Genomic DNA, 6,598 nt, shown 5'->3' with positions numbered 1-6,598 from the left:
AACTGCGAGTCCTCCGTCTAGCATGCAGGCACCACGAGTGTCTGCATGCACCGCGCCGTATTCGCTGTGCGCCCGCATGGTTGCACGAGCGCCCCGGGAATTGGCTGCCGCTTCTCGACAAATTCCAAGTCGACAGGGCGAGGCATCAGGGTTAAACAAAAGCACCCTCCCGAGCCGTATTCACGGCTCAAGAGAGTGCTTCTGTATCTAGTGCTTAGTAGTCGCGACGTCCGCCGCTACGGCCCGAATCGCCGAAACGGCTCTTGCCGCCACGTCCGCCACCGCCGCCGAAGCCGCCGCGCTTTTCGCCACCGCGTCCGCCGCCGAAGCCTCCGGAGCGTCCGCCACCGAAGCCACCGGAACGCTTACGGTCGCCGTAGCCACCGCGATCCGAATCTTCGGCTGGGCTGCGACCGTTGTCGAGCTCCAGGTCGATAGCTTCGCCGCCAATGCGCGTCTTGGACAGTGCACGCCACTGGTCCTTGCTCAGCTCTGCTGGCAATTCGACCAGGGTGTGATCCGAACGGATATCAATGCCACCGATTTCGGAGGAGTTGAAGCCACCCTCGTTTGCCAGTGCGCCGACGATCGAGCCTGGCTGAACGCGGTTACGACGGCCAACGGCCAGACGGTACATGGCGTTGCCCTCGGCTGCAGTCTTGCGAGCACCGCGCTCACGTGGTTCGCGACGGGCTCCGTCACGGCCACCCTCACGTCCGCCTTCGCGGTCCATGCGGGCCTTCTTCGATGGTGGGATGACTGGTTCGGTCATCAGCAGTGGACGACCGCCCTGAGCCATCAGTGCCAGTGCGGCAGCGATTTCCAGCTGATCCAGGTCTTCGTGCTCGCTGGCGAAACGCTCCACGATTTCACGGAAGGTAGTCAGATCCTGGCCACTGATGGTCTGGTCGATACGATCAATGAAACGCTGGATGCGACGGTCGTTGACCGAGTCCAGGGAAGGAAGCTGCATCTGGGTCACCGGCTGGCGGGTAGCCTTCTCGATGGCACGCAGCAGGTACTTCTCGCGTGGGGTCATGAAGAGGATCGCGTCGCCCTTGCGCCCTGCACGGCCGGTACGGCCAATACGGTGCACGTAGGACTCGGTGTCGTGTGGGATGTCGTAGTTGATGACGTGGGAGATGCGTTCCACGTCAAGGCCACGAGCGGCCACGTCGGTTGCGACCAAGATATCGATCTTGCCCGAACGCAGGTTCTCGACGGTGCGCTCACGCTGCTGCTGCGGGATATCACCGTTGATGGCGGCGGCGGTGAAGCCACGTGCCTTCAGCTTGTCGGCAAGATCTTCGGTAGCCATCTTGGTGCGCACGAAGGCGATAACGCCTTCGAATTCCTCGGATTCGAGGATACGGGTCATGGCGTCCAGCTTGTGGGCACCCATAACCTGCAGGTAACGCTGGGTGATGTTGGTGCCGGTCGAGGTGGTCGACTTGACGGAAACTTCCTGTGGGTTGCGCAGGTATTCCGCAGCGATACGACGAATGGTGCGTGGCATGGTTGCGGAGAAGAGTGCAACCTGCTTGTCGGCCGGGGTCGACTCCAAGATCTTGTCGACCTCTTCGGCGAAGCCCATGCGAAGCATTTCGTCGGCCTCGTCCAAGACAACGTACTGGAGGTTGGACAGGTCCAGGGAACCCTTGTTGATGTGGTCGATGACACGACCTGGGGTACCAACAACAACCTGTGCACCGCGGCGCAGGCCGTTGAGCTGTGGGCCGTATGGGGAGCCGCCGTATACCGGCAGGACGGTGAAGTCGCTGAGGTACTTGGCGTAGGAAGTGAAAGCTTCAGCAACCTGGAGGGCTAGCTCGCGGGTTGGAGCCAGAACCAGGATCTGCGGGGTGCGAGCTGGACCGTTGAGGTCAGCAAGCTCGGCCATGCGGGACAGTGCCGGCAGCGCGAACGCCGCGGTCTTACCGGTACCGGTCTGAGCCAAACCAACAACGTCACGGCCTTCAAGAAGCAGTGGGATGGTGGCGGCCTGGATTGGCGATGGCTTCTCGTAGCCGAGGTCGGCCAGTGCTGCAAGCACTCGGGCGTCAAGACCAAGTTCGCTGAAGAGCACGGTCGGCTCTTCGGTGGTCTTTTCGTCATTGGTGTTTACGGGCATGTCAGATGACACGAAGAATTACCTCATTCGTTTGGGGGAAGGCCTACCCGTCCCCAAAAGAAAGAACGACGCATAGGCTACACAGTAAAAAAACTACTCACGCTCATCAAGCGCTCCCCTATGACATAAAAACCGCGCTCACACTTGGCGGAAGAAATACAACACGAGAAGGCTCTAGCCTCAAAAATTGGGCGAGATGCAAGGAAACCCTGATGTTCGCGAACACCTAATACTATCGACATCAGGGGCCATTTGTCAGGGCGAGAGCCGTGTGAGTTCGGGCACCGCGACGCAGAGGACCCAAAACCATCCCCGGAACGCTAGGCTGGAAGACGTGAAAAAGCCCGCGAATCCCTCACTTACAGACGTGTCGACCCCCGGTGCGCTACGCATCTCCCGGTTCGTTTGGATTTTGGCCGGAGTGCTCTTCTTGGGCTTCGCAGCCAATCTATTCTTCGATACCTGGACTGGCCGGTCCCTGGACCTGGGGCCGCTGGCTCTCGTCGCCCTGCTGGCGGTGGCCGGGATTGCGTTCTGCCTCTTGGCCATCCGCCTGTGGAAGGGCGAACGCTCGGCACGTGCCCAGTTGACCTGGATCGGACTGATCGCGGCGCTGCCGACCCTGCTGCGCATGGGACGCTATGCGATTCTTGCGGCCGTGGTGCTCGTCGCGGTGCTGCTGATGTGGACCCCGGCAAGCATCAAGTATTTTAAACTCGTCTCGCCAAAGCCCAAACAGAAATAGTCGACGGCCCGGTTAAACACCGCGGGACTCGCAACCCAAGTGGCTACGAGTCCCGCGGTGTTTTTCTGCTTACAGCGCCGTGAAGGCGCGCTCCAGATCATCGATCAAGTCGGCGGCATCTTCGATACCCACCGAGAGTCGAAGCAAATTCACCGGGACGGCCAGCTCGGTGCCCTTGACCGAAGCGTGAGTCATCTCCGATGGGTAGTTCATCAGCGATTCGATGCCGCCGAGCGACTCGGCCAGGGTGAAGAGCTTCGTGCTTTCGGCAATCTTCCGCGCGGCGGCCTCGCCGCCGGCGAACTGCACCGACACCATGCCGCCAAAACCGCTCATCTGCTTCTTGGCGATCTCATGGCCGGCGTGATCGGCGAAGCCCGGGTAGAGCACGCGCTCCACTTCCTTGCGTTCGCGCAGCCAGGCAGCGACCTGGGCCGCATTCTCGCTATGGGTGCGCATGCGCACGCCCAGGGTCTTCAAACCGCGGGTGGTCAGGAATGCGTCCATCGGGCCTGATACGGCGCCCACGGCGAACTGGATGAAACCGATCTTCTCGGCCAGCTCGTCGTCGTTCACGATGATCGCGCCGCCAACAACATCTGAGTGCCCGCCGATGTACTTGGTGGTGGAATGGACGACGATATCCGCACCGTGGGTCAGCGGCTGCTGCAGGAAGGGGCTGGCGAAGGTGTTGTCGACAACCAGCAGCGCGCCAGCCGCGTGGGCGATCTGCGCGACCCGGGAGATATCGGTGATCTTCATCATCGGGTTCGACGGGGTCTCGACCCAGACCAGCTTCGCCTTGCTCTTTTCGATCGCGGCGGTCAAGGCCTGCTCGTCGGCCATGTCCACCGGGGTGTTGCCAATGCCCCAGGCGCCGAGCACGCGGTCGATCAGGCGGAAGGTTCCACCGTAGGCGTCGTTGCCCAATACGATGTGGTCCCCCGGGCGCAGGATCGCGCGGATCAAGGAGTCCTCGGCCGCCAGGCCCGAGCTGAAGGAAAAGGCGTGCTTGCCGAATTCGGCTCCGGCCAGCTGCGCCTGGAGCGAATCACGGGTTGGGTTGGTGCCGCGGCCATATTCATAGCCGTTGCGCAATTTGCCGATCGCTTCCTGCGCATAGGTCGAGGAGAAGTGCAGCGGCGGAACAACCGCGCCGGTCACCGGTTCAAATTCCTGCCCGGCGTGTACGAAACGAGTATTTGATCCTTGGGTATTTTCGGTCATGACGTTCCTGTCCTTGAGGTGGAATTCTTTAGCGGGTGACGTAGGCCAGCAGGTCCGACGCCGATAGCGCGGCGACAACGTCTCCGCCGTGCGTCAGCAGAACCGCCGGGTGCACGGCCAGCATTTCTTGGGCACGGGCGAGATCTTCACCCACACCGAGCAGCGGGATGGCCAGCTGCTCGAGCTCTGCCAGCTCGCTGGTGGCCGCGGCGCCGGCCAGGAGCGCGTCGGTGATGGCCGCCGCGCCGATGACCCCGCGGATTTCGCCGATCCGGGCGGGCAGCTGGACGGTGGCCACGACCAGCGCTTCGGCACCGGACTCGCGCAGCGCCGCGGCGGCCTGGGCCAGGGTGGTCTCGGGTGCCACGGTCGGCTGCGGCTGAGTAGCCAGCGCGCGGGCTATGCCCACCAGCTCGGAGTCCGCCTCGCCGGTGAAACCCTGGGTGAGCATCCAGGAGTCATTGAAGATCTTCGCCAGGTAGCCGCGGCCGCCATCGGGTGCGATGACCACCACGACGTCGTCTTCGCTCAGGTCCTTGGCCACGCGCAGCGCCGCCACGATGGCCATCCCGGATGAACCGCCCAGCAGCAGTCCCTCCTCGCGAGCCAGCCGGCGAGTCATCTCGAAGGAGTCGGCATCCTTGACCGCCTCGACAGCATCGGGCACCGCAGGATCGTAGTTGCCCGGCCACATATCCTCGCCGACGCCTTCGACGAAGAACGGGCGGCCGGTGCCGCCGGAGTAGACCGAACCGTCCGGGTCCGCGGCGATGACCTTGACCGGACCAGCGGCACGATCGGCGGAAATCTTCTTGAGGTAGCGTCCGGTACCGGTGATGGTGCCGCCGGTGCCCGCACCGATCACCACGTGGGTGAGCTTGCCGTCGGTATCGTTCCAGATTTCCGGGCCGGTCGTCTCGAAGTGGCTTTCCGGGGCTCCGGGATTGGAGAACTGGTCTGGCTTGTATGCGCCCTCGATCTCGCGGACCAGGCGATCCGAGACACCGTAGTAGGACTCAGGGGATTCCGGGGCTACTGCCGTTGGCGTCACGACGACTTCGGCTCCATAAGCGCGCAGCACGTCGCGCTTTTCCTCGCCGACCTTGTCCGGGGTGACGAAAATGGTGTTGTAGCCCTTCAGCTGTCCGACCATCGCCAGCCCGACACCGGTGTTGCCACTGGTAGGTTCGACAATAGTTCCGCCGGCCTTCAACTCGCCGCTTTGCTCCGCACGCTCAACCATTTTCAGGGAGATGCGATCCTTGATGGATCCGCCCGGATTCAGGTATTCGAGCTTGACCAGCACGGTGGCTTTGATACCGTCGGTCACGCGATTGAGTTTGACAAGTGGCGTGTTGCCAATCAGATCTAGAACTGTAGACGCATACTTCATGTCAAGAACTTTACCGGCGGATGACACACATGTCGTGGCCACTCGTAGCTTAGCGTCATCCAGTAGCCATCGCTGGCGCGAAATGTTAGCGAGAGGCCCGAACAGGGGAAGAGGTACAGAGCGTGCACACCGCGGCGACCAGCAGCACCTACGACCCGCAGCGTCCGGTCAATTTGCCGAAGTCCTTGGGGATTCTGCGTCGCGGCCTCGGCGACCCGACCATCCGGCTGTCGGCCACGGAGGCCTGGTTGGCCTTTGCGACGCCGCAGGGCGATGCGACGCTGCACATGTTTAAACCGTCGATTAATGGCGTCGCTCGGTTCGACGCGTGGGGACCGGGTGCGCGGTGGGCCATCGAATACGCGCCGGAGCTCTTGGGCAGCCAGGACGATTGGGCGCGCTTCGATGAGCCAGATTTCTTCGCCACCCTGCCCGAACTAGTGCAGCGCCAGCGCAGGGATCATCGGGATATGGTGCTGCCGCGGACCCACCGGATCTTCGAGCATGCCGCCGGTGCGGTGCTGGAACAACGCGTCACCGGGATCGAAGCAAATCATGCTTGGCGCTGGCTGATCCGGCACCATGGAAGAACCGCACCCGGCCCGGCGCCCGAGGGGCTGCGGCTTTTTCCGCGCCCGGAACAAATCGCTTCGCTCAAACGCTGGGATTGGCAAAGCGCCCGGGTTGAGGATCAGCGGGCGCAGACGCTGAGCAGGCTAGCGTTCGCCGCGAGCCGATTGGAATGGTGGGCCGCCTTCGAACTGGGTGAGAAGAAGCCGCAGGCTAGCGGCGCGGGCACTCTGGAAGCTGCGTTGCTGGCCATGCCCGGCATCGGACCTTGGACGGTTGCCGAAACCTTGCAGCGTTCCCACGGCTCCCCCGACCACATTTCGGTCGGCGACTATCATCTGGCGGGGTTTGTTGGACAGATGCTGACCGGACGTCGCGTCAAGGATTCGACAATGCTTGAGCTGTTGTCGCCTTTTGCCCCACAGCGCCAGCGCGTGATTCGGCTGCTGCTGCTTTCCGGCCAGAAAAAGCAAAGCTTCGGGCCACGCTATGCCCCGTTGGATCATCGAGGTCGTTAGCAGCCCGAAGCTTT

General features: G+C 62.5%; 5 protein-coding genes. 2 read left to right on the top strand and 3 right to left on the bottom strand.

The genetic code is table 11. From position 1 onward, the window contains the following. Positions 1 to 214: 214 nt before the first annotated feature. A complete protein-coding gene (locus ACT3TP_RS06175) occupies positions 215 to 2,131 on the bottom strand; it encodes a DEAD/DEAH box helicase (RefSeq protein ID WP_096283524.1) in 1,917 nt (638 codons plus the stop codon). A 334-nt stretch (positions 2,132 to 2,465) separates the two neighbouring features. On the opposite strand from ACT3TP_RS06175, the gene ACT3TP_RS06170 reads away from it, so the two are divergent. Then, entirely contained in the window at positions 2,466 to 2,876 is a 411-nt protein-coding gene (locus ACT3TP_RS06170; protein WP_141393447.1) for a hypothetical protein, read from the top strand. Positions 2,877 to 2,945: 69 nt separating this feature from the next. Here ACT3TP_RS06170 and ACT3TP_RS06165 read toward each other — a convergent pair whose 3' ends face one another. Further along, positions 2,946 to 4,103 carry a cystathionine gamma-synthase gene (locus tag ACT3TP_RS06165; protein ID WP_444619889.1) on the bottom strand — a complete coding sequence of 386 codons (1,158 nt, stop codon included), beginning with the start codon at positions 4,101 to 4,103 and terminating at the stop codon, positions 2,946 to 2,948. A 28-nt stretch (positions 4,104 to 4,131) separates the two neighbouring features. Beyond that, the gene (locus ACT3TP_RS06160; protein WP_444619887.1) at positions 4,132 to 5,496 is read right to left on the bottom strand and encodes a pyridoxal-phosphate dependent enzyme; all 1,365 of its coding nucleotides are present in this window, start codon (positions 5,494 to 5,496) and stop codon (positions 4,132 to 4,134) included. A 122-nt stretch (positions 5,497 to 5,618) separates the two neighbouring features. Between ACT3TP_RS06160 and ACT3TP_RS06155 the strand changes: the two genes are divergently transcribed. Then, the gene (locus ACT3TP_RS06155; protein ID WP_444619885.1) at positions 5,619 to 6,584 is read left to right on the top strand and encodes a DNA-3-methyladenine glycosylase family protein; all 966 of its coding nucleotides are present in this window, start codon (positions 5,619 to 5,621) and stop codon (positions 6,582 to 6,584) included. Positions 6,585 to 6,598: the final 14 nt, after the last annotated feature.

Source organism: Glutamicibacter sp. AOP38-B1-38, assembly GCF_052377485.1.
Classification (GTDB): Bacteria; Actinomycetota; Actinomycetes; order Actinomycetales; family Micrococcaceae; genus Glutamicibacter.
Note: the sequence above shows the minus strand (reverse complement) of the source record. Positions and strands in the feature narration are given on the sequence as shown.

Excerpts from the sequence above, each read along its gene's own strand:
- ACT3TP_RS06175 (WP_096283524.1), bottom strand. The coding sequence starts at position 2,131 with ATGCCCGTAAACACCAATGACGAAAAGACCACCGAAGAGCCGACCGTG.
- ACT3TP_RS06165 (WP_444619889.1), bottom strand. The coding sequence starts at position 4,103 with ATGACCGAAAATACCCAAGGATCAAATACTCGTTTCGTACACGCCGGG.
- ACT3TP_RS06160 (WP_444619887.1), bottom strand. The coding sequence starts at position 5,496 with ATGAAGTATGCGTCTACAGTTCTAGATCTGATTGGCAACACGCCACTT.